Raw genomic sequence first — 24,702 nt, 5'->3', positions numbered from 1 at the left:
CGACTCGATCACACTTAGTTAGGCTCAACATGAATACGATTCACTTTATATTGAGCCTAACCTGAATAGAATTCACTTTAATAGGGATCCAACATGATTGTTGATGGCAATAACCTCGACCAACTCGCTTGGCAAAAAATGGATGACCTCTTGCCTGCTGTGGTGCAAGACAGCATCAGTGGCCGTGTCCTCATGCAAGGCTACATGAACCGTGAGGCACTGAGCCATACCATGCAGAGTGGTCACGTTACTTTCTTCAGCCGCAGCAAGCAACGCTTGTGGACCAAAGGGGAAAGCTCCGGACACGTACTTGAGCTAGTATCCGTCACGGCTGACTGCGATCAAGACTCGCTGTTGGTGTTGGCCAAGCCACACGGCCCGACCTGCCACTTAGGCACTGAAAGCTGTTGGTTACCGCCGGAGATTCCAGCCATCAGTGAACTGATCGAGCTGGAAAACACCGTCAAACAGCGTAAAGCAGAACTCGCCAACGGCGATGCGGGCAGCAGCTACACCGCCGAGCTACTCGCGAGCGGTATTCGCCGCTGCGCACAAAAAGTTGGTGAAGAAGGCGTCGAAGTGGCTCTCGCTGCGGTCGCTCAAGACGACGATGCCCTACTTAACGAAAGCGCGGACCTGCTCTACCACTTAACCGTGGTGTTGCAAGCCCGCGACCTGCAGTTAAGTGATGTCATCGATGTACTGCGCGCACGCAAAAAATAGCGCTGCGCGCTTCCTTTTATGGGTATGATTCACGCGGGATTTTGCTAACCGATACACCAGCATTTTAATCAATTATCTCGGTATGCAACCTATCGCCAGCCGCGTTGGTTACTTTTATTTTACGACTCGAAGGTGAGATAAAAACACCAGTGGTATCATTCTCCGATAAGATTAAGATGCGATCAGTTGGAACTGCCCCCTCCGATTTCGAGTTATAGACCTCGACGGTACAGGGGAATATTTCTTGGCACCAAGCAAGGTCAGTTAGCTTCAAAACCCGGCCTAGATAAGCCCAGTCAGGGCGGTTTTGAATGTATACAGTCCTCGGCCAAATTACATTCACGTCATATTTATTGCTGCTTGCTGACCAAAGCTCGCCCGCTTCGTTCAATAGTACAATTGGTAAATCAAAAGCGTGGTTAGCAATCATCCATGCATAACTTTCAGATTCATATTGTTGCTCGCTTTTTTCGCCAATATCCGTTTGGTTAATCGTTAAAGGGTCAAGTCCAAGTGACTCTTTCAGATAATGGGCGAGCCTACTTTCTTCGTTGATGTGGTTATAGCCAACATGGATGATCACTTTCGCATCAGGATTTTGAGTGAATATCTTTTCACGGAGGTTGCTCGCGCCACTCTTTTCTCTTTCTGCAATAGTGCCTTGAATTTCAAAGCCATAATCATATGAGACCAATTGGAAGCCAAGCTCTTGCGCATAGAGCAACAAGTTCGCGAAAATTGGCTCCTTCGTATAATGACCAGCATTAAGAGGAATATGCTCTATCGTAATATTTTGCTCAGCATTTTCGGCCAACGCTTCCAAAGCTAAATAGCGATAACCCTGCTCCCACAAGCCTGCAAGTAACTGATACGTTAAGACCCTATGTTTAGGAACATGATGTGCTTCATTTATCATCACGAATTGATGCACCGAAGATCTTTCCAAAATCGCGGCGATGGCATCATGTACTTCAAAGCGCTTTATTTCATCATAGAACGTTCCGGATTCAATGACTCGGCTATCAACTGTCATTAAAGCCCGCTGATGCAGGCCTAGAAACGAATACACGTCGCCGAGGCTTTGTAGAAGAACATCTTGTACAGCTTCATTATCCTCAAACTCTAAATAAAGCGCTTCGATAGCTATGACCTGCTGACTAAAGCTCTTACCGTTTGTTGCTTCAAAAAAGCGACCAAATGCTTTGTTAACTTCCTCGATATACTCTTCCGCGGATTGAGTACTGGCAAAGGTATTAAAACTGGCAAGTACAGCGATAATCAACAGTAGTGATTTCAAACTATCCTCCATCTAAACCCAACGCCTAATGCTTCACTGACAAGCATTAGGGCATTGCTCGGCATTTTTTAGAGTAAAAGAACTCTTCGCGGTGCATCGCACCGCGCTAGTGATTAACGTAAGCGAGCAGCAAGCCCTTCTAGAGTCTCACCCAAGCCATTCAAACGTTGGCGATCAATTCCTTCACGGGAATTTGCCTCACGCTTCATGTCCGCGGCCATACTATTCAGACGATTAGATAATCCGCGATTACGACGACCCCGCTCAAGCGCTTGCTCGGTTTCTTCAAGCATGCTGGTCAGTTGCGTCACTTGTGCTTCGCTAAGACGGTTAGCACGTTGCAGCTGGTCTCTGTAAGCGAGTGCAATCACTGGTTCAGCCGGCCAGCTCAGCGTTTCTTGCAACTGTGGATTAAACTCCTTGCCCTTATCAACCAACAGAGCTGCAGCAAGCTCGTTCGCGCTGATGTAATCACTCGGTACCAGTTCAAGAACATCCAAACCACGGACAATTTCAGTACCGTAAACAAGGCCACGATACCAGTAGGTTGACCAATAGCCACCGGTCACCAAGGTCTTCTCGTCAACAGGGCCGCGATCAAAATAAGCAATCTCAAACGGGTTCGACGAATCTGTGAAGTCAAACACCGAGACACCACCTTGATACCAGGCTTGAACCATGACGTCGCGACCAGGTACCGGCAACAGCGAACCATTGTGCGCAACACAGTTTTCGGTGTCGCTTTGCGGTGCTGGCAGTTTGTAATAGCTGCGGAACACGAGCTGATTGTCGACAATGTCGTAGATTGCATTCGCGCCCCAGTGCATCGGGTCGGATGCACGACAACGAGGACGTGTGCCACCACCCCACTCATCCGTGAAGATCACTTTACTGCCGTCGTTACTGAACGTTGCTGAGTGCCAATAAGCAAAGCCTGGGTCAACCACATCGTCAATACGCACTGGATTCACTGGGTCAGTGATATCAAAGAGAATACCATTCCCTGAGCACGCACCTGCGGCGAGGTTCGCTGCTGGGAATACGGTGATATCATGGCAATGATTCGTTTCATTTGTCGTTTGCGTGCCCGGACCATGGTCACCACGCTCCCATAGACCTGCGAGGTTACCGGTGTTAGGGTCCGCAAAAACTGCTGGACTATGAATAATGCGTGAGTCTTGTGGGCGATCGATTGGAATCTCGATGACATCAATGCGGAACAACGCTGTGCGATCATCGCGGAATGGGTCTTTATTCAGACATCCTTCGAGCTCTTCATCTTCACGCACAAAGCTGGTGGCTGAGTTATAAACAATCAAACGATTATCATCGTTCGCAACAACCGTGTGGGTGTGTGAACCACGGCAGGTTTGCACCGCGCCCACTTGCACCGGCATGGTCAAGTCACTGATGTCGAAAATACGCAGACCGCGGAAGCGCTCTTCACTCACTTGCCCTGCAACACCACGTAATCCGCAATCTAAACGACCACTGCCTTGTTCAACCGACATAATCAGCAAGTCACCGACGACTGATACGTCACCTTGGCCACCTGGACAAACGACGGCACTGATGAGCTCGGGTGCACCATGGCGACTAATGTCATAAATTTTGAAGCCGTGATAGCTACCCACGACAAGCGTGTTATCCGAGAATGCCATGTCCGTGTTCGCGAAATCGAGTAACGTCGGGCGATTGCTTGGACCTCCTGAACGCGTTGGCGTTTCTCCTTCAGCATTTACTTCGGCAGCTGCTTCAGTGCTCTCGGTATCATTGTCTTCAGCGACTTTGGCAAGTTCACGTAAGCGGCTTGCAGGCAGGCCGGCTGGATTTTCTGGATCATAGAAGCCCGTTGGCTTCGGTAAGGCAGCAAGTAATTCCATGTTCCAAATGGCTTCACCAGCATCACGGAATCCCGCGGCGAGGCCGGCCCGTGGATCAGGCGAATAACCAGCAAGCATGACAAGCATTCGCCCGATTTCAGCTTCTTGCTCGTTTTTAACTTCATTGACAAACTCAAATAGCTCGGCTTCTTCCGCAGCACCTCGATGGCGTAACAAGTCACCCACCATGGTCAATGCACCTTCGTGGTGTTTGATCATGAGTTCAAGGAACATCCGATCGAAATCAGGCCCAGTCGAAGCGGCTAACGCCTCCATTTGCTCGGGTGTTGCCATCCCTTCCATCATTTGCTGGCCGCTGTGCTCTTCATGACCGTGATGTCCGTGGTGACCATGATGACCGTGATCCGTATGTTCACTCCAATCGCGACTCGGCACAGTTTGTCCGCGCTCTGTAAGCCATTGCGTCATGTATTCAATTTCATCGACTTGCGTACGCTCGATCCGCGAAGCCAACTCGACCATGGCATTACTGCTGGTTCGTTCTACAAGGAGAGCCGTCATATCCAACGCTTGCTGGTGATGTGGAATCATGTCTTGCATGAACTTCACGTCGGCAGTCGTGAACCGCGCAGACACCAGCTGAATTGCATCTTCAGCACTGATTTGACGACTGGACTGCCCGGGGGCACCCGGTTGCACAAGTGGGACATCAGCAATTGCGACTGTCACACAAGAGGCCGCTGCGAGCGCGAGCACCAGCGGAGATAAACGTAGTCGAGAACGACGATTTTGTGGCATGAGACTTGACCCGTAAATTTAACAAAAATTTAATATACGGGGTGTGCGCCAGAAGGCCAAAAACATTGCGTTTAAATAACGAAAGTTCAGGATGAAAATGATTTAGACTTTAGTCATTCGAATCATGAACATTAAGAGCCATCCGTAAGAGCGTGCTGCTTATTATTTTTCGCCACCCAAGCAGAGTGGACGCGGAACAAGCGCAAGGTTAATAGCACGGCCGCGACACTTAAGCCGGAAATAAAGCCAATCCAGAAGCCGGCTGCGCCCATGCGCGGCACAATCAAATCGGTCAAAGCCAAGATGATCCCGACCGTCAAGCCAAACGGCCAATAGGCAATCAGCGTGACGACCATCGCCGCACGGGTATCTTTATAACCACGCAGTGCGCCAATCGAAATCGCTTGGAAGGTGTCGGAAATGGTGAAAATCGCCGCTAAACCAAGCAAAGTTCCCGCTAACTGGATAATTTCCATGTTTTCAGTGTAAAAGCTTGCCAGCCAACGTCCGCCGAGCCACATGCCGAGACCATTAATCGTCGCAAAACTGAGCCCAAGCAGCATAGCCACTTTATAGGCATTCATGGCATCGTCCGGCTGCCGCGAACCGAGTGCAAAGCCCACCCGCAAGGTTACCGCCATACTTAAACTGAGCGGGAACATATACACAATCGACGATACGTTTAAGGCAATCTGGTGGCCAGAGACCATAATCGCACCTAATGGCGCGATGAGAATCGCCACCGCAGCAAACAATGAAGTTTCGAAAAACAACGACATTGAAATTGGAAAACCGATCCGGGTGAAGTGCCACATGTCGTCCCAATTCGGTGGATAAAAGCGACGAAACGGCATCACTGGACGATAGCGCTTTGACAACACCACATAGAACAACAAGCTCAATGCCATCCCCCACAGAACAAGCGCCGAAGCAATACCAGAACCAGCACCACCTAATGCCGGCATGCCGAGCTTGCCGTAGATAAAGACATAGTTTGCAGGGATGTTGATGAGCAGGCCAATAACGCCAATTACTAACGACGGCATGGTATGCGACAAGCCTTCACAGAAGTTGCGCAGCACCACATACAGAACAAATGCCGGTAAACCCCAAACAATATAGTGCAAATAGTCCAAGGTCATGCGTCGAAATTCTGGCTCGACGTCCATCACGGCAAGCACCGACGGTGCTAAATACATCAGTAGGCCGGTGAGTAGCGCGGTAATGATACACGTATAGAGATTCTGCTGCAGGTGGCGACCGAGTTGGGAACGGTCACCAGCACCATCACAATGTGAAACGACAGGCGCCAAAGACAAACCAAAACCGAAAATGATCAAGGTCAGCGGAATCCAGATGGCGCCGCCTACAGCCACCGCGGCAAGATCGGTCGGCCCCACTCGGCCTGACATCAAGGTGTCGACCACACCCATCATCATTTGCGTCAGCTGCGCAATCAGGATCGGACCGGTCAATAAACCGAGTTTTTTCGTTTCTGGCCATAAATGTCGCATCGGTTCTAATTACCTCAAGGACCTAGCTAAGTAAATCGAGTGCCTTGCTGAGGCCCTCATGTAAACGTTGGATATCCGCCGTTTGATTATATACACCCAAGGAAAAGCGCAGGCAGCCTTGTTGGCTTAAGCTGTGTAGTAACGGTTGGGCACAATGATGGCCGCTGCGAACCGCGATGTCCTGCTGATCCAGCAACATGGCGATGTCATTGGGATGCATGTCCGGATCGTCACTCGTCACACTCACCACCGGCACACGTCCATCGCCGTGCGGCAAACAACGAAGCATTGGAAATTCGTTCAACATAGTGAACAAATCCGTCATCAAGCCCTGCAAGTAGCCAGCACTTCCCTGCGCTCGAGCCTGTTCAAGGTAATCCAACGCCGCCACAAAGCCGGCAATGCCAACTAAATTCGGTGTGCCTGGCTCGAAGCGTTGAATACCGCTAACATAGTCGCTGTGCTGTGTCGTTACTTGGGTAACAATGCCACCGCCAACTTGATATAGGGGTAAGGTTGCAGCCAACTCTGGGGTCATCCATAACGCGCCGACGCCGGTCGGTCCATAGACCTTATGGGCAGAAAACACTAAGGCATCGATGTTCATGCGGTCAGGCGCTAAGGGCAAATGTGCCGCTGTTTGCGCTGCATCAATCACCACCAAAGCACCAACCTCGCGCGCCCGTGAGGTGACCTCGTCTAATGGGTTCACGACCCCCAGTACATTACTCGCATGGGTGAGCGCCACCACTTTCGTTTTGGCATCGATCAACGCAGTGCCCGCCACAATTCGACCTCTGCTATCCAGCGGCAGTACGCGTAACTCAGCACCGCGTTGTTGGCAGACACGTTGCCAAGGCAGCAAATTGGCATGATGCTCCGCCAACGACACGACAACGTTGTCACCGCGCTGGACTCTTGCCGCTAGACCCGCTGCAAGTCGGTTCAAACCATCGGTGGTACCCTGAGTAAACACGACTTGTTGCGCGGTTGTCACCAAAAAGTCAGCGATGCGTTGTCGTGACTGCTCATAACGCTCAGTTGCAGTTTGGCTCAAACGATAGTTACCACGATGGACATTCGCATGATGTCCGCGCAGATAATCGCTCATAGCGCCAACAACCGACTCCGGAACTTGGCAGGAGGAAGCACTGTCCAGGTAGACAAGCTCTGGCTGTTGCTGAAATAACGCAAAGTCTGAACGGAAATTCATGGTTTAACTCGTCGTCTGCATTTGCTCGCAAATGTAGCGAATGCCATTCAACATCAGCGGATTAACTTGCGCCGACTGAGTTAACGGGGCCATATGCCCACCATCAAGGTCTAAATGGAGACAGTTTGGTAAGGTTGCAGCAAGCAATTGCGCAACAGTCTGGCTCGAAAGCGGTGACTGTGTGCCATGAATCAGCACCACAGGAACCGTTACAGCGGCGTATTCAGCTAACTGCGTTGGCTGATCCAACAATGCGTGAAAGTCTGCATTCACTTTCGCTTGCTGCGCAATCATCAAGGCCCGAGCTTTTTCCGGTAAACGTGAAAAATAGCCGGGCTGATTCCAATAATCAACAAAGCAGGCCGCGGCTTGCTCAAGACTAAGCGCGTCCATTTTCTCCGCAATCGACACGATTTCTTCTCGTGCCGCATGTCCTGCCGGTAAAACATGGAAACTCACCGGTTCGTACAAGACCAAACCTTGAACTTGCTGTGGATAACGTAATGCCCAATGCAAAGCCACCGCGCCACCAAACGAATGCCCAACTAAAACAACCGGCTCACCACCGGGCGCAACGTCAGCAGGAAGTTGTTGTTGCAGAGCGGCAAGTTCATCGGCAAAGCGAAACGACTCCGCCGGTTGATCGAATGCTGGAGCACGGCCATAACCGACTAGGTCTGGCGTGTGCAGCGTAAAGTCAGGTTCCAAGGCCAGTGCTTTGCTCAACGCACGCCACTGCCCTGAATGACTTTGGGAACTATGTAAAGCGACGATATTCATTTTGGTCACAACTTAATCAACAACTAACACCAATAAATAAATGGCCGCAATGATCAGCATTGCAAACGTACCCAGCACACCAATACTGCGATAGATGCTGACTCCTGCGGTTTTGGTCAAGCCAATCGCATGATTGATCCGGGCGACAAACAACAGGCCACCAAGCGCATACAACCATTGCGGGCTGACGCCGTTCATTTCTAACAAACCGAGTAAAATCAGTGCCAGCGGAACATACTCAATAAAGTTACCGTGAATGCGCACAGCCACTTTTAAATCTAAGCTTTCGCCGGTGCCAATGCCGACGCGATCACGCCAACGCAGTCGAATAATTCGATACGACAGCACCATTAACAAGAGCGTCAGTAAACCGGCAAATAAACTGGTAATCGACAACATAGTTCTGTTTTCCTTTTGCGCTAAATGAGCATGAAGCCGCGATTTGAGCCGCAGCAAGGGTCGTATACATAGAATAAACCCGAACAAATCAAGACTTGTTCGGGCTTTATAATACGCTTTCTTGGCGCCAGTGACGAGCGTGACTTACCACCGTCCTAACAGGCGAAAATTTTCGCCTTCATTGCTAACCGAGTAAGGTTTTTAACTCCGCGCTTACGGCTTCAACTTTCTTGGTACCGTCAAGTTTGTGATAGCTCACCACGTCTTGCTTGGCCAGATCTTGATAGTAGGCAACCAATGGTTCGGTTTGTTCATGATAAATCGCCAAACGCTTTCGCACAGTTTCTTCTTTGTCGTCATCACGAATCACTAAGTCTTCGCCACTGACGTCGTCTTTACCTTCTTCTTTCGGTGGGTTATAAACCACATGGTAAACCCGACCTGAGCCTGGATGAACACGACGTCCGGCCATACGCTCAACAATCACGTCATCAGCGACATCAAATTCGAGCACATAATCAATCTTAATACCGGCTTCTTGCATTGCGTCCGCTTGCGGAATCGTGCGCGGAAAGCCGTCTAAGAGGAAACCATTTTTACAGTCGTCCTGAGCAATCCGCTCCTGCACCAAACCAATCATAATGTCGTCTGACACCAGTTGGCCGGCATCCATGACTTCCTTCGCCTTTTGGCCAAGTTCTGTGCCCGCTTTGATTGCCGCCCGAAGCATATCACCGGTCGAAATTTGCGGAATATTATAAGTATTCATCAGAAATTGGGCTTGCGTGCCCTTCCCTGCGCCTGGCGCACCCAGCAGGATGATCCGCATGGTAATTCCCCTGTTATTACAAAATGAAATGAAACTGAAAAATAATGCGCTCAACTTTACCTTTCAAGGTCACAAATAACAAGGCCGACCATCGTCGTATAGGGCTAAAAACCCCGACTTGGCCGGCCTTAATCAGATGAACTGGAAAGTTACATTGCCAACATCAACTTGTTTAAGCGGCGCACAAAGCTGCTTGGGTCCTTCAAGCTACCCCGTTCGGCCAAGGTCGCTTGGTCCAATAGAACTTCCGCCCACTCGCCAAAACGTGCTTCATCTTGCTCATTGGCAATCCGTTGCACTAACGGATGTTCTGGGTTGAGCTCAAAAATGTACTTGGTTTCAGGTACTTTTTGGCCGGCCGCTTCCATCAGTTTCGCCATCTGCGTCGACATATCGTTGTCGTCTGTGACAATACAGGCTGGTGAATCGGTAAGGCGATGGGTCACGCGAACCTTTTTGACTTTATCGCCGAGGGTTTTGCTAAAACGCTCAACCGTCGTGGCGAAATCTTGTTCGAGTTGCTCTTGCTCTTTCTTTTCGGCTTCGTCTTCAAGCGTGCCTAAATCAAGATCACCGCGAGTTACCGATTGGAATTTCTTCTCTTGGTACTCGTCCAAGTGGCTCATCAACCACTCGTCAATGCGGTCGGACAACAATAACACTTCCACGCCTTTCTTACGGAAAATTTCCAGGGCCGGATTATTTTTCGCTGCTTCATAACTGTCGGCAACAATATAGTAAATCTTGTCCTGACCCTCTTTCATGCGCTCAATGTAGCTGTCGAGTGATACACGTTGTTTATCACTGTCTTCGTGCGTACTGGCAAAGCGTAACAGCTCACAAATGCGCTCGATATTCCCTTGATCTTCAGCCGGTCCTTCTTTTAAGACGTTACCGAAGTTGTCCCAGAAGCTGGCATAGGCTTCCTGATCATCGCGGGCGAGCTTTGCTAGGCTTTGCAAGACCTTCTTGGTGCTGGCACTGCGCATCGCACGCGTGACTTTATTGTCTTGCAAAATTTCTCGTGAGACGTTGAGCGGCAGGTCATTGGAGTCAATCAGACCACGCACAAAGCGCAAATATGTCGGCATAAATTGCTCGGCGTCGTCCATAATGAAGACGCGCTGAACATAGAGTTTAATGCCCTTTTGGTTGTCGCGGTTCCACAGATCCCAAGGTGCACGCTTGGGAATATAAAGCAAGCTCGTGTACTCATGCTTACCTTCAACTTTGTTGTGCGACCACAGTAGTGGTTCATCGAAATCATGAGCGACTGACTTATAGAATTCTTTATATTCGTCGTCACTGATATCTGCTTTTTCTCGCAGCCACAGCGCTTTACCTGCGTTTACAGTTTCCCATTCACCCGGCTTGCCAGCGATCTTTTCGCCGTCTTCACCTTCTTGTTCAGGTACTTCGTCCTTCCACATCTGTACCGGAATATTCAGGTGATCCGAATAGGTCGTCACAATCGAACTCAACTTCCATGCGTCAAGGAACTCGTCTTCACCTTCACGCAGATGCAGAGTAATTTCGGTTCCCCGTGTCGGCTTATTCAGTGCCGCAATGGTAAACTCCCCATCGCCCTCGGACTGCCATTCAACACCATCGGTTGCGGCTGCACCGGCGGTACGAGTGCGCACAGTGACGCGGTCAGCAACAATAAATGCCGAATAGAAGCCGACACCAAACTGACCAATGAGCTGCGAATCTTTAGCTTGGTCGCCGGACAATTGGCTAAAAAACTCTTTAGTTCCCGATTTAGCGATGGTACCGAGGTTACTCATCACCTCATCGCGTGTCATACCAATACCATTATCGCTAATGGTGATGGTCCGCGCGTCTTTGTCCACACTCAAACGCACGCGAAGTTCCGCATCACCTTCAAATAAGTCGTTATTTTGCAAAGCCTTGAAGCGCAGCTTGTCGGCTGCATCGGAGGCGTTTGAAATTAACTCCCGCAGGAAAATTTCCTTGTTTGAATACAAGGAATGAATCATCAGATGTAAAAGTTGTTTTACTTCTGTCTGAAATCCGTGTTTTTCAGCATGCTGACCGTCAGCCATGGTGATCTTTCTCCTGAATTGCTAAATTGATTAACCCTATTCAACACATGGGGTTAGCCGTACGCAATTTCAAGGATTTTTTTAAATGACGGCAGGAGGGAATTTTAAATTAAAACGACTTACGACCGGAAAATGCGTGGCCTAGGGTAGTATGATCCACATATTCAAGCTCGCCACCAACCGGAACGCCGTGTGCGATACGAGACGCTTTAATGCTATATTTTGCTGCCAGATCGGCAATAAAGTACGCGGTTGCATCGCCTTCTAGGGTTGGGTTTGTGGCGAGAATAACTTCGTCAATACCACCCTGCTGAAAACGTTGCTCTAACAGGTCGAGACCAATATCCGCAGGGCCGATACCGTCAAGCGGCGACAACCGTCCCATCAAAACAAAGTATTGACCACGAAACTGGCTCGTCTGCTCAACCGCCAGCACGTCGGCTGGCGACTCAACGATACATAACAAACCTTCATCAGCGCGCACTGCATCACTACAGATACTACACACGTCCGCTTCGGTTAGAGTTCTACACTGCGAACAGCGTCCCACCACAGCAAGCGCATGCACAAGGCTGTCCGCAAGCTTGGCAGCGCCTTCACGCTGCTTTTCAAGAAGCTGGAACGCCATACGTTGCGCTGTTTTTTGACCGACGCCGGGTAGGACACGCAAGGCATCGATCAAGGCTGAGATCGCGGGACTGTAGGTTTTCATTAAAACGGTAATTTCATTCCTGGCGGTAAACCCATACCACCGGCAATTGAACCCATTTTTTCTTTTGACGCTTCTTCGACGCGACGAACGGCATCATTGGTCGCGGCAGCGATTAGATCTTCAAGCATTTCGCGATCATCTTCATCACCAAATAAGCTTGGGTCAATCGCCACGCGCTTGACGTTATGGTTACCGTACATGGTGACCTTGACCATGCCCGCACCCGCTTCACCGGTCACTTCCATGCTGGCAATTTCTGCTTGCGCTTGCTGCATTTTTTCCTGCATCTGCTGCGCTTGCTTCATCATGTTTCCTAAACCACCTTTAAACATGCGTTTCTCTCTTCTATTTAAAATCAATTAATCAGTGCGCAATCGACACAGATTAACACATCTGGCCGCAGCGCGGAATCTACAGTGCCTTCGGGAAATGCTGCTAGTGGAGCACCTTTACCGACGATATATGGGCCGCAAGCTCGGATTGCAAGCGCTGTATCAGCGGATGCGCCTGAACGCGTTCCTGTGCTGCTGCGAGACGTTCCGCGTCAATCCGTTGTTGTATCAGGAATGGGGTATCTTGCGGCTGCCCCAGCTCAATGCTCAAATTGCTGGTATCCATAACCTTACTGAGTTCATTGCGCAAACTCGCTTCCATATGGCCAGACAATAACGCCCGTTGTTGTTCATCGACCTCTAGGCGCAAACCTTCAGCAGTGCGATGCAGCATCGCATTTAAAAGTACTTGGCGAGTGCGCCCAACCACTTCAAGGCTATCCACTAATTTACTCCAATCGTCAATTTCTGCTGCACGTTTTACTTCTGTGGGCTGGCCAGCGCTTCCTTCAACCTGACGAGAGGCGGACTCAGACTCACTCGATCTTGCTTCGGATTGACTCGGTTCAAATTCTGACTCCCTTGAGGTAACCTCAGGCGGATTGGCGACCCATTCCGATTGGTCGCTAGAGTGTTCAGCCGCGTTAGGCATGGGTTCACTATTTGTTGGCTCAGATAGAACAGGATCTTGCGTCCGTACCAACTTACTGCTGCGCTCGGTGCGGGTTACGCTCTCTTCCTCACTCTGCTTTTCGCTTTTTTGCTCGCCTGACTTACTGCGCTCCTTTTTGCGGCTTAAGAGTGAATCATAAGTCGCCAATAAACCACTCAGATTCGACGTCGTCGAGCTCTGTACGGCCTGTTTCGGCGTTGATGAAGGCTGTTGCGTCGAACTCGGTCGCAGCGTCTGCGCTCGCTGTTCAAGCTGTTCTTGCTCAGCGATTAGTGCGAGTAAATCGTCATCTTCATCATCGAAATCAAATGCATCATCATTGGCCAAAACCGCTGAATCAAATTCATGGGTTGCCTCTTTTAAGACTGATGGCTGCCCAGGAGGTTGAGCTGCCGTCTTAAGCTCTGCTTGAGGCTGTTGCTCTGGCTTGGCTTCTGGCGCTGGCTGTCGCTCTGGCTTTGGCTCAGCTTTTAATTCTGCGGTTGCCAATGGCTTCGCTGTAGAACCCACTTCATCGACTTTAGACGTTGGCGTTACTTCAGGTGCATATTGTGGTGTAGCTTTTGCCGCATAATCTGGCGCTTTCGTTTCCGCAACTTCCGCTGCTTCGGCGTTTTGAGCTACGGCACTTTCAGCTACGGAACCTTCTGCGCTAGCAGTTTCTGCAACGGGACTTTCTGCTGCGGGATTATCCGCTGCAGAACCATCCGCGACTGGATTATCTGCTACGGGATTAGCGGCAACGACATCGGTCGCTGCTGCATTATCTGTTGGTGACTTTCCCGGCGCTTCATCCTCCGCACTCTGCGGTCGAAAAGCTGCAAGACGCAGCAGGGTCATTTCCACACCACTAAAGGCGTCCACAGCGAAGGGTAATTCCCGGCGTCCGTCAATCACTAAGCGATAATAAACCTGTAACGCCGGTGCTGGGATAGTTCGTGCGAGAGCTTCCATTTGTCCGCGATGAGCGACTAATTCTGAGTCTAGTAAGTTTGGTGCAACTTGCACTAGTGCTAACTGATGCAATAACGTTTGCAGTTCTGTAAGAACAACACTGATATCGGGTACCCGATCAAGCAAGTCACGCAGCAATTGCAAGGTTTTCGTCACCTCGCCTTGGTGAAATGCAGCGATTAAATCCAATAGGTTATGGGCATCTATGCGACCCAGCATCTGCGCTACAACCTGCTCGCTAACCACTTGATTGCCTTGGGCAATGGCTTGATCGGTTAAGCTGAGTGCATCGCGCATACTGCCGTTTGCCGAGCGCGCAAGCAGCGCCAGAGCTGCTTCATCAAACTGAATGTGTTCAGCTTTAAGAATGTGCTGCAATTGACCGCTAATTTCGTCCCGCGTCAAACCCCGTAAATTAAACTGCAGACAACGTGACAGCACAGTAACCGGTAATTTGTCCGGATCCGTCGTCGCTAGCAGGAAAATAACATGGGGTGGTGGCTCTTCGAGAGTCTTCAATAGGGCATTGAAGCTATGGCGCGACAGCATGTGGACTTCATCGATCAAATAGACTTTGTAACGACCTGCTGTTGGACGGTACTGGACGTTTTCTAATATCTCGCGGGTGTCTTCGACTTTGGTCCGTGACGCTGCGTCGATTTCCATTAAATCGACAAATCGACCGGCCTCGATATCAACACAAGAAGAACATTGTCCGCAGGGCTGCGGCGTGATGCCCTGCTCGCAGTTTAGACTTCGCGACAAAATTCGTGCGATTGTGGTTTTACCGACGCCACGAGTGCCAGTCAGTAAATAGGCGTGATGGAGACGTTGATGCGTCAACGCATTGGTAAGCGCTTGCAACACATGTTGTTGGCCGACAACTTCAGTAAAGGTACGTGGCCGCCATTTCCGTGCCAGCACTTGGTAACTCATGCCGCCTCCATTATTTTATTGTTAATTGCGGACGTTCATTCTACTCATCAAATGCACAGATAGCGTAACTGTTTATGCCCATTTGATCGAGTTTTTTGCGGCCGCCTAGATACAGCAATTCACACACAAACGAGGTTTCGATAATGGTCGCTGGTGTTTTCTTGACGAGATCAACCGCCGCAGAAATGGTTCCACCAGTGGCGAGCATGTCATCCATGATGATAACTTTATCGCGCGGTTTCAGCGCGTCTTTATGTAATTCTAAGACATCGTCACCGTATTCCAGCATATAGCTTGCTGAAAATACATCACGTGGTAATTTACCGGCTTTGCGAATCAAGGTTAATCCGATACCCAGACGATCTGCCAGCGCTGCTGAGAAAATAAAGCCGCGTGCTTCAACCGCAACAACTTGGGTCAGTCCCATATTCTCATAGCGTTCTGCGAATAAATCGATGCTATTGCGCAACGCCCGTGGATCTTGCAGTGCCGGTGTAATGTCACGAAAACGAATACCTGGTTTCGGAAAATTTTCTACCGGGGTTATGCGGCGCGCAATATAGTTACTGCGCATATCCGCAGCGGTATAATGAGTCATTCTTGGTTACTCAAGCTACTACGCGGCGTTTGGTTAACTCGCGTAAATGAGAGATTAATACATCAGCTTGTAAGGGTTTCCCTAACACGCAATCGGCGCCCATTCGCAAGGCCTTGTCTTGCACCTGCGCGGGTTCTGATGTAGTCATAAATACTAATGGGATCGCGCCGTACTCGGGTTCATCGCGGAGATTCTTCACCAACACGAAACCATCCATGAGCGGCATTTTCTGATCCAATAAGACGACGTCGAAGCATTTTTTTCTCGCTTGGTTTAAGCCGTCAAGTCCATCAACCGCAACGGTCACTTGAAACTCAGTGTCAACTAACATTTCAAGGATTTGTTCACGCGTCCGTGCGTTATCTTCAACCAACAACAAAGACAATGCCATGTCCACCTCTACTTAAAGAACAATGATGTGTCGCCAGCGACACTCGCAGGGAAACTGCCCCTACGCGGTAAATAATGAGATAAGGCGCAACACTACAGGAAGTAATGCGATACCGACAAACGTTAAGACCACGAGCAGCCAGTGGAAACCACCTGTTTGCTCCTTAAAGTTTTCGTGCCCGGCCATGCTTTCACCCTCATACGACGTTGAACTTGGGTAGCGATCATATCTGATCCCAAACATTTAAGAAAGTTCCCAACAGAGTAACGATGGATTAATCCCGCTTTTCACTGCTAGGTCATTGTTCACCCAATAAAAAAGCCCTGAGGAATATTCCGCAGGGCTTTCATTTATCGAGCTCGCTAAAGTATTAAATACTTGAGCCGCGGCGCTCAGCAGTGGTCTTGATGTACTCAGCCCAACTGTTTGCGTTGCGGCGAGTGCTACTAAACCGCGCTGCATTCTGCGCTGCTTGGTGCGCTTGGCGATATTGGTTGCTGTAAAAATAAGCTTCCGCTAACGACATGTACAAGCGACCGGCATCTTCACCTTGCGGCATGCGATTAATTGCTTCTTGGAATGCTGGTGCTGCTTCGCGATAACGCTCAGCTAACAACAAGGCTTCTCCAATCCGACGATAATAATCACGAATATCCGATTCGTTATCTGCTACCGAAATTGCCTGACGATACATTTCCGCTGCGCGACGGAATTCCCGTGCGCTGTGGAACGAACGTGCTGCCATTGAGTAGTTTTGCGCTGAGCGGGTGACCTGCTCACCTTCTAAATGGCGACGCATCAATTCTGCTGCATGAAACGGAATACCGCTGTTAGCCAGTAACTGATACAAGGCACGATAATCGTTTTCTCGAGTAAAGTAGCCTGCGTCATAAGCAATACGCATGGTCGAAAGTGCTTTGTCATAGTCTTCGTTGAGCATGTAGAACATGCCTAACTGAACCCACCAGCCTTTCTCCGCAGGTAACACCTGCACACCACGCTCCAAAACTGAAATTGCTTGTGGAACCTGACCGCTTTCGTAATAAGCCGCAATCATCAAGACGTACGGGTTACGATTCGGTTCAGGCTGATGCAAAATCGTTTTTTCAGCCAATGGAATCACTTGTGCAAACTCTCTCAGTTCCATATGCGCTGACGCCATACGGATTAAGATGTCTGGATTCCACTCTCCCATGAACTGCAAATAGCGGCGGAACATGGTGATAGCGTCACGGAAATTCTCTTCCATCAGGTAGAGGTTGCCGAGTAGCTGCAGTGCGTTCGCTTGGTCGTTGAAACTCAAGACGTTTGGAGCAATCGCAGCTTCAAGTTCACGAATCGCTCGTGGAATTGACGTTGGATCGTCCTCGAGTCCTGCTAACAAGGTCCCTTTAAAGCGCGCTACATATGCACGGTCATAGTCGGTTGCACCACGCGTAGGAATCTGATCAAGCTCTGCAATTGCAGCTTGCATTTCCCCTGCTTCATACAACTCAAATGACGTCATAACGCGACGGGCAACTCGCTCACCTAAGGCTTGCGAGCGACGGTTGTCGCGCGCACGCTGCACTTCTTCAGCGGTTGGAATCGTGAAACCAACATCATCCGAAGCGGCTTGCTGAGCCTGTGGTGCGGACAGCGTAAAACCCAACGCGAAGACCACAGCACCAATTGTTGATGTGATAGTTTTCATAGGTTAGCCCCCGTCCATTGTAAAGTCGAGTTGCACAGTTAGGCCTTCTTGACGCTGCGGACGACCGTCGACAATTTTCGGAGCATAGCGCCAGCGTGCTAGTGCACGGCGCGCTTCCTGGTCGAAAATACGACGTGGATTTGCTTCGATAATTTCGATATCCGTCACACCGCCAGTTTCGTCAATTGTAAAGCGCAGTCGTACCCATCCTTCGATGCCATCTCGTGCAGCGGCCGGCGGATAGCGTGGCTCAACCCGAACAATCGGTTGAGCATCACCATCGCGGCCTAAACCTGCGCTTGGGTCACCCAAGCCAGTGTTCGCGCCACCAAGAGCTACACCACCAATGTCAAGATTAAATGACACTGCATCATCAGACGATTGAGGTTCCTGGGGAGGACTCTCAGGCGGCTGCTCTGGCGGCTCCGGAGGAGGCGGCGGCGTACGGCGACGCGTCGACTCTTCCGATTCCGGTGGTGCACCGACAATATCGATCGTAGCAGGTGCTTCAGGCGGCTCTGCCCGCTGCGCCCCACCACTGATCAAAAATGCCATAAAGACAAACAGCAGGAAGGTAACAGCAGCGCCTAGTAGTATTGATACTAAGATGCGTACCATAATTAATCGTTCTCCGCTGCTATCGAAATTTGGGCAATGCCTGCTTCTTTAATTTGGTCCATCACCTTCACGACAATACCATGACGGGCATTTTCGTCTGCTTGAATAACCACCATATCGGTAGGCTGTTCAGCAAGGAGACGTTCCAAGTTAGCGGCAACCCGCTCAACGTCGACCTGGCGGCGGTCCATCCATACTTCACCGTTTTCACGGATAGCAATAAAGATGTTGGCCGAAGGTTTCTGAGTCGCTTGTGCTGCTTCAGGACGATTAACATCGATACCTGCTTCTTTCACAAACGATGTTGTAACGATGAAGAAGATCAACATGATGAAGACGATATCGAGCATCGGCGTCATGTCTAGTGTTGCTTCTTCCTCTTCGCGTAAACGTTTACGTGCCATAATTCTTCTCTCTTAATGATGAGGCAGACTATCAATTAATTGCTCTTTTGCCGCTTTCGCACGCGCATCTAAGCGCTGAGCAAAGAACATACCTGATAGTGCTGCAACCATTCCCGCCATAGTCGGAATTGTTGCCATGGAGATACCACCAGCCATAAGACGTGGGTTACCTGTACCTTGTACCGCCATAATTTCAAATACAGCGATCATACCTGTAACCGTACCAAGTAGTCCGATTAACGGACAAATGGCAATCATTGTCTTTAGCAGCAGCATCCGCGCTGACAGTTTTTCGGACGCTTCGGAAACCCATGCATCACGGATTCTATGTGCGTACCAGGAGGTGGTGTCTTGCCGGGCGTTCCACTCCTTGATGATGCGATCCCGCTCCTTCGGGAACACACCAAGGAGATACCACCAACGCTCGACCATTACGATCCACATGATCAATAGCGCGATGAACACCAGGTATAAAACGTCACCACCTGTGCCAATAAAATCCCTGACAGTTTCCCATAGTCCCATCAGGTACAATTGCATAGCTTACGCTCCCTTCTTCTCTGCGTGAGAAGCGACGATGCCAGCTGCCTGCTCATCAAGAATGTGCAGAATTGATTTGCTCTTCGAAGCCACAATTGAGTGGATAACGATAAGCGGTAGTGCTGCAATTAGACCCATCGCAGTGGTCACAAGTGCCATTGAGATGTCACCTGCCATGATCCGCGGGTCACCAGTACCGAATAGTGTGATTGATTGGAAGGTACCAATCATACCAACTACCGTACCTAATAGACCCATAAGCGGTGCGATTGCTGCAAGGATCTTGATGATGTTCACACCCGCTTCAACTTTCGGCGTTTCGCGCAGAATCGCTTCGTCAAGTTTCAGCTCAAGGTTTTCAACGTCAGTGCTTGGGTTCTCATGATAGACCTTCAAGATACGACCCAGTGGGTTCTTGTCTGAAGGGTTCTGAGGGTTCTTCAACTGACGACGAATTGCGCCACCTACTGCAGTTAGAGTCACTAACTTGTAGATTGCAATGATGAAACCTAGGATAAGAACAACAGTGATTGCATAACCAACGGTCTGACCTTGGTGATAACGCTCAGATAATGTTGCCTTCTGGGTTAACAAGCTCAAGATCTGGCCACGTGAAGGGTCAACGAAGACACCGGCAAAGCCAGAACTTGTGTTTTCGAAGTTAGACGCTGCACGCAAGATGTGACCAGCTGGTTGACGAGCAATCGGCTGAATTTGTTGAGTGGCGTCGTTGTACAGTAAGTATTCACCGTCAGAAATCAGGTTGAATGCACCGATACGAATAACGTCACGAACTTCTGAACCACCGTCAAGCAGAGTAACTTCGCCTTGATAGCGAGCAACTTTACCTGATTCAGTCATTTCAGTCAGAAGTGCTAACCATAACTCTTCGAGTTCACCGATGTTTGGTAACTCACGCGCTTGCGCTAAGCTTTCCAAAACGAGGTGACGGTCTGGGTACTGAGCACTCACAATTGAAGTCGAGATACGACCAATCGTGTCAGACGCTGCACCACGGATTACACCGAAAATCTCACCTAAAGTACCGACCATGTTATCCAGTTCGGTTTCTTTGTTGGCGATATTGATTTCGTTTTGTGCGTATTCTTCTTGCAGACGCGTGCTGCGTTGCTGCTCGTTACGCAACTGCTGTTGTGCTTGACGCAACAACGCTTGCTTGTCTGCACGATCGCTCATGAACTCACGCTCACGGGCTTCGTCGATGCGCTGCATTGCTGCACGCTGTTGCTGAACTTGTTGCAACAACTGGTCTAGTGAACGGGCTTCTTGTGCTGATGCACCGAAAGCTGCTGATGCCGCAAGGGTTAAACCAGCCGCGGCAACCATAAGGTTTTTAACTACTTGTTTCATTCTGCATTCTCCGCGGCAAAGATTGGCAGACGTACCACGTCATACGCAGTTTGGCGACGTGACATACGGATGGCTTGTGTTAACGGGCTCAAGAACGAGTCATCAACGCGCGTCCATTCACGAGCACTGTTGTCCCACAACCATGCATTACGCATATCCAGAGACTGCGCTAAGAATGCAACACGGCCAAGATGGAAATAGTCAACCGCGATGTCTTGACCGCCGTAGCTCAGGGTGCCCGGATACGCGATTAGACCTACGCCGTAATCCATCTCGATTTGGTATGCTTCAACGATTTGACGGAACTTCTCAGAGTCAGTCACGTTAGAACGAGTCATTAGGTCACGTAGACGCTCAACTCGACGCTCCCGCTGTTCACGGTGAATTGGAATATCCAGCTGAACGAATTCGTCTAATGAGTCGATCATTTTGTACATCAATGGAACCACGCCTTGACGTGTTTCTTCGATGCCGTCGATCTGACGCTGTAACGAATCAAGCGTGGCATTCTGGTCATCAACCAGTGCTTGTACGTGATCGTTATAAAGTTTCAGCGCTTCGAATTCCGCAACAACTGCACGGTATTCACCGAGTAGTTCACGGCTTTGCTCGAACAAAGAGTCGATACGCTCTTGAGAGGCAACCTGAGCGCGGTTTGTTTGTGTTTGCTCAGCTTGTAACTGTGACAGTGTCGGATTGCTAGCAGACGCTAGTCCTACCCCTGTCAGCGCCATCACACCTACCACGGCGGCAGCGATTTTGCTTCGTTTGATTACTGTGGTCATAGTTCCCAACCAATTTGACTTAACTTCATCCGTTGCTTACGAGGTTTAGAACAAAATTGCGAACATCACCTGGTAAAGCTAAGGACCCAGTTGTGTGAGTGATGAAAAAGGTTTTTCTACACCAAAAATACGCTATTTCGCGAAAATAGCATTGTCTGAATACTCCCATGAACCCGCCAAGCGTGTCAACCGGGCATTTTCAATCAATTTACCCTTGTCTTAAGGTTCTGACAAAAATGTATTGATTTCACCCTATTTTTTCTTTGTTCCGTGCACCAAGGACAAGAATTTCGAACAAATCTGCAAGAAATAGTTCAAATTTTGCTCAGAATAGAATGTAAAGGTTCTCTAGCTATTGATCTGGTAGGAGGACTTGTAAAAACGTCTAGGGTGGAATTTTCTCTTCAATAAAAAAACCGGCCCAGATGAGGGCCGGTTTATCGCTTTACTCTTCTAACTTAACTCGCTAAGCGAGCCCGTGCTTAGAAACGTTGCGTGTAACGAACGTAAGTAATACGACCGAACGCGTTGTAAAGGTTGAAGTTGTATCCTCGACCACCAAAGCCGTACTCTGAACCGTCGATGACGTCAATCTTCGGAAGTTTTTCGAAGATGTTCTGTGCACCAACAGTCACACGACCGTTCCAAGGTGTGTTGTAGCTTAACTGTAGATCGTGAGTGGTCCACGTACCCCAGTTACCACAACGTGCGGTTGTTACACCAGCACCAGCGCCACTACAGTTCGGGAATACGCCTTCATCATTGCGTGCTTCAACGAAGGTGTACTGAGTACCGATGACATTAATGTTCCACGCCGCGGTGAAGTCACCCCAAGTGTATTGGTTCTGTAAGGTGATACGCTGTTGTGGTAAACCACGATCTTTCACTTCGTTACGACCACCATCGGTTTTGTAATCGATGATGTGTGACAAGTTCAAGTTAGAGGTTAATGCACCCATGTCGCCAAAATCGAACTCTGTACGAACGTTGATGTCAAAACCTGAAGTTTCTAAGGTACCTGCGTTACCAAAACCTGCATCGATCCGAGTGATAGCACCGTTAGAATCGCGAGTAACACCCAATCCATCTGGAATTGGATCACCAGCCATTTCTGCATCGATCAAGTTCTGTGAGCTATACGAACGAATACGATCATCGATTTCGATATTGTAATAATCCACAGTGAAGTTCAACCACTCAGTCGGTTGATAAGCGACACCCAAAGAATACTGAGTCGATGACTCTGAACTCAGATCTGGGTTTGCAATATAGTATGCATTTACCTGACAAGCTAAGTTTGGATCACCTGACAGGATTTCACACGTTCTTGCGTCGCGTACGGAATCAGCAGAGAATGATGTTAACTGAGTCAAAACATCAAGCGTTGGTGCGCGGAAACCTAACCCGTAAGAACCACGAATCAATAGGTTGTCCATTGGCTGCCAGCGCAAGCTCACTTTTGGTGAGAAGTCTGAACCGTAGTCAGAGTAGTCATCGAAACGACCAGCAACAGACATTTCCAGATCATAAGTTAATGGCGCTAAGATCTCGAAGTATGCTGCGGTAACATCTCGGCCACCACCGGCTGAGTTACCTGCTGAACCACCGACTAATCCAGCCTCTGACTGTGAATCGTACTTATCTTGATAACGCTCATCACGACGCTCGATACCCACGAAACCTTGCATCATACCGCCGCCGATTTCAGTGATCTCGAAACCAGCAGACGCGTAGATTTCATCGATATCAAAGGTAGAAATACGGGAAATTGTTACGACACCAGCTGACAGAATACCTTGCGGGTTATTCGAGGGGTTTTGGATATCATAACCGAAACGGCAAGATGCAGCGTCAAACGAACCGTCAGCACAGTAACCTGGATTGAAATTATTAACGTTTGACCAAGCAGTCGAAGCTGCTAAGTAACCGTTACCAATGTCAGACGTTTTGTTACGAACGCGGCGAACGCCGAAATCGAGGTCAAATCCACCGACACGACCCTCAGCACCAACTAAAAAGTCAACGTTTTCGTTGTCAACTTCACTGTCTCGATTACCCATAGCAGCAAAACGGTGATAGAAGAACACGTCTTGTGGATCACCAACAGACGGATCGAACGCGACGCTGTTCGGGTTGCGTGGGTCATACATCCACGCATTCGGGTTAGTTGGGTTGTTATAGCTGTCTGCAGGAGTAGCTAAACCAGAATAAAAAATATTCGAGTCCGGTGCTGGAGCATAACGTCCGAACGAGCTAGTACGCGCAATGTTGGCATTCGAGTATAAGCGCCAATCGTTGTTGATGTCGTGCTGAACTTTAACAAATAATGCTTCGTTTGCTGTTGACGCTTCATTTGCATTCGTCGCATTAAAGTTAAATTGACAACGTTCCAAGCCACTCACAGTAATGTTAAAGAAATTATCTTCTGCACAACCACCCGGAACTTCACGGAAAACAGCTTCAGACGCTGGGCGCCAGTTGTTTCCATAGATTGACGAGCCTGGTTGTACCCACGGATAAGCGTTTTCAAAAATGATTTCACGCTTGTTCCATGACACACCGCCGATCACGCTAGTGGTGTCTGAAGACGCGCCAAATACCGCAGAACCGTTCTCACGGTCACCGCCGTCAGATGGAACAGAGACTTCACCACGACCAAGCGTCAGTTCAGCACCGTTGAAGTCACGACGCGTGATAACGTTGATTACTCCACCGATTGCATCAGAACCGTAAACCGCTGACGCACCGTCAGACAGAATTTCGATACGCTCAATGGCACCCATAGGGATTGAGTTTAAGTCTTGTGATGAACCCGTTGAAGGAGACATCGTTAAACGACGACCGTCAACAAGTACAAGTGTACGGCTCGCACCGAGACCACGCATGTTCACCTGGCTCACACCTTGAGCAGAAGAACCTGACTGTGGACGGAAAGAACCCGCACTGTTAAATGTTGTATTACGGATGAGGTCTGCAGCTGAAATTTCACCAGACAGTTCAATCGACTGACGGTCGATTACTGTAACGGGTAGTGCGCCTTCCATGTCGGTACGCTGAATGCGCGAACCAGTAACTTGGATACGCTCAACGCGCTCTGCTGCTTCTTCTTCCTGCTCCTGGTCTTGAGCTGACGCAATGCCAGTCATCGCCGTAGCAGTAGCACCGAACATCAGTGCCAAGCGAATAGATTTCGCCAATTTATTGTTGGTGTACATGTAGTTTCTCCCTGGAT

22 protein-coding genes are annotated in these 24,702 nt (G+C 49.4%); 1 reads left to right on the top strand and 21 read right to left on the bottom strand.

Annotated elements, in window-relative coordinates:
• The first annotated feature begins 93 nt into the window (after positions 1-93).
• Positions 94-723: a bifunctional phosphoribosyl-AMP cyclohydrolase/phosphoribosyl-ATP diphosphatase HisIE gene (gene hisIE, locus LAT77_RS06235; protein ID WP_290563698.1), complete on the top strand. Its 630-nt coding sequence runs from the start codon at positions 94-96 to the stop codon at positions 721-723.
• Between the two features lie 64 nt (positions 724-787).
• On the opposite strand, the gene LAT77_RS06230 is transcribed toward hisIE, so the two are convergent.
• The 21 genes from LAT77_RS06230 to LAT77_RS06130 form a co-directional block, all read right to left on the bottom strand.
• Positions 788-2,020 (bottom strand): hypothetical protein, encoded by a 1,233-nt coding sequence (locus tag LAT77_RS06230; RefSeq protein WP_290563697.1) that lies wholly within the window; start codon positions 2,018-2,020, stop codon positions 788-790.
• A 113-nt stretch (positions 2,021-2,133) separates the two neighbouring features.
• Positions 2,134-4,662 carry a DUF305 domain-containing protein gene (locus LAT77_RS06225; protein WP_290563696.1) on the bottom strand — a complete coding sequence of 843 codons (2,529 nt, stop codon included), beginning with the start codon at positions 4,660-4,662 and terminating at the stop codon, positions 2,134-2,136.
• A gap of 131 nt (positions 4,663-4,793) precedes the next feature.
• Positions 4,794-6,176 (bottom strand): MATE family efflux transporter, encoded by a 1,383-nt coding sequence (locus tag LAT77_RS06220; RefSeq protein WP_290563695.1) that lies wholly within the window; start codon positions 6,174-6,176, stop codon positions 4,794-4,796.
• Positions 6,177-6,198: 22 nt separating this feature from the next.
• Complete coding sequence (locus tag LAT77_RS06215; RefSeq protein WP_290563694.1) at positions 6,199-7,389, bottom strand: aminotransferase class V-fold PLP-dependent enzyme; 1,191 nt, start codon at positions 7,387-7,389, stop codon at positions 6,199-6,201.
• Between the two features lie 3 nt (positions 7,390-7,392).
• Positions 7,393-8,169, bottom strand: a complete 777-nt coding sequence (locus tag LAT77_RS06210; RefSeq protein ID WP_290563693.1) for an alpha/beta hydrolase — start codon at positions 8,167-8,169, stop codon at positions 7,393-7,395.
• A 12-nt stretch (positions 8,170-8,181) separates the two neighbouring features.
• The gene (locus LAT77_RS06205; RefSeq protein WP_290563692.1) at positions 8,182-8,568 is read right to left on the bottom strand and encodes an MAPEG family protein; all 387 of its coding nucleotides are present in this window, start codon (positions 8,566-8,568) and stop codon (positions 8,182-8,184) included.
• 184 nt (positions 8,569-8,752) lie between these two features.
• A complete protein-coding gene (adk, locus tag LAT77_RS06200) occupies positions 8,753-9,397 on the bottom strand; it encodes an adenylate kinase (protein WP_290563691.1) in 645 nt (214 codons plus the stop codon).
• Positions 9,398-9,546: 149 nt separating this feature from the next.
• On the bottom strand, positions 9,547-11,463 hold the full coding sequence (gene htpG, locus LAT77_RS06195; protein ID WP_290563690.1) for a molecular chaperone HtpG: 1,917 nt from the start codon (positions 11,461-11,463) through the stop codon (positions 9,547-9,549).
• 109 nt (positions 11,464-11,572) lie between these two features.
• Positions 11,573-12,175, bottom strand: coding sequence for a recombination mediator RecR (gene recR / locus LAT77_RS06190; protein WP_290563689.1), 603 nt, complete (start codon positions 12,173-12,175; stop codon positions 11,573-11,575).
• The gene (locus tag LAT77_RS06185; RefSeq protein ID WP_290563688.1) at positions 12,175-12,507 is read right to left on the bottom strand and encodes a YbaB/EbfC family nucleoid-associated protein; all 333 of its coding nucleotides are present in this window, start codon (positions 12,505-12,507) and stop codon (positions 12,175-12,177) included. Before LAT77_RS06185 ends, recR begins: the two co-directional genes overlap by 1 nt.
• Before the next feature lie 103 nt (positions 12,508-12,610).
• Entirely contained in the window at positions 12,611-15,070 is a 2,460-nt protein-coding gene (gene dnaX, locus LAT77_RS06180) for a DNA polymerase III subunit gamma/tau (RefSeq protein WP_290563687.1), read from the bottom strand.
• 40 nt (positions 15,071-15,110) lie between these two features.
• Entirely contained in the window at positions 15,111-15,668 is a 558-nt protein-coding gene (locus LAT77_RS06175) for an adenine phosphoribosyltransferase (protein ID WP_290563686.1), read from the bottom strand.
• A gap of 10 nt (positions 15,669-15,678) precedes the next feature.
• Positions 15,679-16,059, bottom strand: a complete 381-nt coding sequence (locus tag LAT77_RS06170) for a response regulator (RefSeq protein ID WP_290563685.1) — start codon at positions 16,057-16,059, stop codon at positions 15,679-15,681.
• Between the two features lie 60 nt (positions 16,060-16,119).
• A complete protein-coding gene (locus LAT77_RS06165) occupies positions 16,120-16,302 on the bottom strand; it encodes a hypothetical protein (RefSeq protein ID WP_290563684.1) in 183 nt (60 codons plus the stop codon).
• 127 nt (positions 16,303-16,429) lie between these two features.
• Entirely contained in the window at positions 16,430-17,752 is a 1,323-nt protein-coding gene (locus LAT77_RS06160; protein ID WP_290563683.1) for a tetratricopeptide repeat protein, read from the bottom strand.
• A 3-nt stretch (positions 17,753-17,755) separates the two neighbouring features.
• On the bottom strand, positions 17,756-18,370 hold the full coding sequence (locus tag LAT77_RS06155) for an energy transducer TonB (protein ID WP_290563682.1): 615 nt from the start codon (positions 18,368-18,370) through the stop codon (positions 17,756-17,758).
• A 2-nt stretch (positions 18,371-18,372) separates the two neighbouring features.
• Entirely contained in the window at positions 18,373-18,774 is a 402-nt protein-coding gene (locus LAT77_RS06150) for a biopolymer transporter ExbD (protein WP_126790294.1), read from the bottom strand.
• A 12-nt stretch (positions 18,775-18,786) separates the two neighbouring features.
• Positions 18,787-19,314: a MotA/TolQ/ExbB proton channel family protein gene (locus tag LAT77_RS06145; RefSeq protein ID WP_290563681.1), complete on the bottom strand. Its 528-nt coding sequence runs from the start codon at positions 19,312-19,314 to the stop codon at positions 18,787-18,789.
• 3 nt (positions 19,315-19,317) lie between these two features.
• Positions 19,318-20,685: a MotA/TolQ/ExbB proton channel family protein gene (locus LAT77_RS06140; protein WP_290563680.1), complete on the bottom strand. Its 1,368-nt coding sequence runs from the start codon at positions 20,683-20,685 to the stop codon at positions 19,318-19,320.
• On the bottom strand, positions 20,682-21,470 hold the full coding sequence (locus LAT77_RS06135; RefSeq protein ID WP_290563679.1) for a DUF3450 domain-containing protein: 789 nt from the start codon (positions 21,468-21,470) through the stop codon (positions 20,682-20,684). Before LAT77_RS06135 ends, LAT77_RS06140 begins: the two co-directional genes overlap by 4 nt.
• Before the next feature lie 482 nt (positions 21,471-21,952).
• Positions 21,953-24,685, bottom strand: a complete 2,733-nt coding sequence (locus LAT77_RS06130; protein WP_290563678.1) for a TonB-dependent siderophore receptor — start codon at positions 24,683-24,685, stop codon at positions 21,953-21,955.
• Positions 24,686-24,702: the final 17 nt, after the last annotated feature.

Origin of the sequence: Aliidiomarina sp. (assembly GCF_022565475.1) — a bacterium.
Classification (GTDB): domain Bacteria; phylum Pseudomonadota; class Gammaproteobacteria; order Enterobacterales; family Alteromonadaceae; genus Aliidiomarina.
The sequence above is the reverse complement of the archived record's forward strand: the minus strand, read 5'-3'. Positions and strand labels throughout refer to the sequence as shown.